The 2,216-nt window shown below is 36.9% G+C and carries 2 protein-coding genes; one reads left to right on the forward strand and one right to left on the reverse strand.

Features of this window, described 5'->3' with window-relative positions; translation table 11 throughout:
* Positions 1–701: 701 nt before the first annotated feature.
* Positions 702–1,184 (reverse strand): TerB family tellurite resistance protein, encoded by a 483-nt coding sequence (locus tag F6K13_RS29630; RefSeq protein WP_192901217.1) that lies wholly within the window; start codon positions 1,182–1,184, stop codon positions 702–704.
* Between the two features lie 844 nt (positions 1,185–2,028).
* Here F6K13_RS29630 and F6K13_RS29635 point away from each other — a divergent pair.
* Positions 2,029–2,216, forward strand: a 188-nt coding sequence (locus F6K13_RS29635; RefSeq protein ID WP_287289358.1) for a hypothetical protein, incomplete at its 3' end; no start/stop codon positions are given.

Consider the following 2,216-nt stretch of genomic DNA (forward strand, 5'->3'; position numbering starts at 1 on the left):
TAGTTGGTTGACTATTACCATTAGAAATTAAGTAACTAATATATGATTTATCCATCATCAGATTAGCTATTTTTTTACTTAATTTATCTGTTTTTATATTTTTAATTATCCAATAATTAAAACCTAAATACTAAATTTTGCTTTTACATAGGAAAGCCATAAAAAATTTATTTACGCTAGAAACTATCGATGTCAAAAAAATCAAAACTCACAACTCAATATTAGATTATTGATTTAGGAAACAATTAGAGGTTCTTAATTAAATTTCTGACATAGTTTATAAATATAGATATAGTAGTCGAAGGAAAGGTTAGGACAGATCAAAAGCTAAAAACTCAGACAACGTAAGATTTTTCCTCTTTCCTTCTTCCTTCTTCCTTCTTCTTTCTTCCTTCTGCTATACATTCTTAAATTTGCTTAAGATATTCTCAAATTCTCAAGCTGCAATTATAGCAATAATTTGACTTTTCAATTTAGCAAAATAAACTAAAACATACCCTCTTTGATACTTTCTGGCATTGGTAAATCACAGAATGAAATTTGTAGGGGCAATCCCCCAGTCACTCATTGGGGTAGGTACGGGGGTGCTATCCGAAAATATAAATCATCCCATCAATTACCAACGCCTACTTTCTCTTATGGAAAAAGTAAAAGAGGGAAAAAGCAACAATAGATGAGTTGCTACATTGACCATCAATCCATTAATTTTGCATAAATTCCTGTAAACCACGAGTCATCATCTCAACTATTCCCTCTTGGTTATTCAGTTCAGTTTTTACCTCAGTTTCTATACGCTCCACTATATCACCTGGAAGATTCAGCAATTGCTTTAAATTTTCATAAGCAGCTTCTTCATCTTCATTAATATTTGGTTCTTCAGGAGTACGAGCACTACAAGCAATTACTTCGTAACCCAACTTTAGCACCAGTTCCCGTTCTTGTTGGGATTCTAATTTAGGAATTGACTCCCCTAATGGGATATTTTGCATGAAATAATCCCTTAATTCTTCCTGAAGTTGTTGCTGCTGATCTCCTGTAGCAAAAAGACTACTAAATCGATTTAACATTAAGTCCACTTCTTCTTGTGCCAGTTGTCCGTCAGACCATGCCATATAAGCAACAATCCGCAACAAATTCATCTGGCGTGGAGTAATAGATGGAGGTGGAGGTGGTTGCACTGCCATAGATTTTTCCTCAATTTTTGGCTATTCATAGCTAAAGTTTTAACCTATCATCAACTCAGCAATTCTTATCCAATCGTTGACAATTTTTAACTGAATTTGTGAAAAGTCCCACCATACTATTGGCCTTCATCCATTGATGAGAGGGACTTGGGTAGAGCGAGGCCAACAACCGCTAGCCCTTATGAACTAGAAACGAGAATAGTTGTGGTGATATGCGTTCGTTCAACTTAAAACTGGACAGACATACTGGTGGATATTGTCATGGGTGAGGATAGACCTATTTAGGGCTTGCTGATTAAATCTAAAAGCATTGATATATATTGATATATAAAGATATTAGCCAAGGCGTGTACTAAAAAATTGCAAGGTTTTTGCTCCCTTAAGCTGAAAATGTAAGGATTTTTAGCAGACAAGAGCAGAAAAATCTCAGAACAATTGTTCCGACTATATCCTCTGTAATTCCTCATTGCTCATTCCTCCTGAATTCTAAATCCTGACTCCTACCCTCACCCATAAGATTTATTCAGCAAACCCTATTTAGTGAAGTGTTCAAAGATTTTGCCGAGCACTTTGAGATTGGGGCGAAAAAGCGAGTGCTTCTAGTTGTCAATCAAGTAGGGTGACATTTGAGGAAAAAGTTAGAGGTGCTTTCTTGGGATTCACTTATACCAATTTGAAAAAAGAATGTTACGAATAATAAGTGGGATCTAAATACTTTACAGGAAATGTCCCTTTGACAAAGCGGTCGTTAGCGCAGCTTCCCGAAGGGTGGGATGACGAGGGAACCTTGCTATATCCAATCGACCAAGAGAGGGAATGGGGACTCCTGTGAGGGAATAGAGGAATGTCAAGAGCCTATTTGCCTAACGCTATATATAAAATATATCTACTTATCTATGCGATCGCTGCCCTTACTATCAGGAGTAATATCAAATCCGGTAGCATCGGTATAAAATCTTTTGAAGGTAGGAGGACCGAGTCAGGTAGGGGAGACGTCGCTCTACCGACGGCTCCCCTACCTGACTCGATCCA

It is taken from the genome of Okeania sp. SIO2B9 (genome assembly GCF_010672505.1).
Taxonomy (GTDB): Bacteria; Cyanobacteriota; Cyanobacteriia; order Cyanobacteriales; family Microcoleaceae; genus Okeania; species Okeania hirsuta.